A 728-nucleotide genomic window follows, 5' to 3' on the forward strand; every position below is an offset into this window, starting at 1 on the left:
GCTGCGGGTGAGTGGCGTTCGGTAAAACCCGTCGACAGTCAGTTCATGGTTTCCTTCGAAGGCACGCAATATCCGAAGGCTGTGATCCTGTTCGCGGTGTTTATCTATGACCGATACAGTGTCTCTTTCCGGGATCTGTAAGAAATCATGGCCGAGTGCCGTGTTTCAATGGTCCATACCTCTCTAAACCGAAGGGCAACACGGTATTCTGGTGCAATCGCTTAGGCAGCACGTCGCCGCAACGGGCCATGTAATCGTTCGTGGAGAATGGACGAAACTTACATCAGAGTTAAAGGCGCGTGAGTTTGACTCTATCGACCTGTTGACAAGCACGGCAAGCCCCTTGAATTCAGGCTTTCACTGCGTCGCAACAAACCAGCCGCCACCAAGTTCTTCGCCAGGATGTTGGAGATCAATTTATTGCCGAGGAAGATTGTTATCGACAAGAGCGGTGCCAACACCACCGGCATCAAGGCAATCAACAAATTGCTCAAAGGCTTTGGCTGTCCGATCCCAATTGAGATCGTGAGGCGGAAATACTCGAATAATATCGTGGAACAGGACCACCGTTTCATCAAGAGACGCACGCGGCCTATGCTGGGGTTCAAGGCCTTCGCTTCAGCAGCGGCAACGCTCGTCGGAATCGAAGTGTCGCATATGATCGGCAAGGGTCAAATCATGCCCGGACTCTGCCCAATTCAACAGTTCGCTGAGCCCGCCACCTGATT

General features: G+C 52.2%; 1 pseudogene. It reads left to right on the forward strand.

The window, feature by feature from the left end:
- Window positions 1–45: 45 nt before the first annotated feature.
- Window positions 46–726: pseudogene (locus tag ACR0C3_RS23295) on the forward strand (IS6 family transposase).
- The last annotated feature ends 2 nt before the right edge of the window (window positions 727–728 follow it).

The organism is Ruegeria sp. CK3, from assembly GCF_056536565.1.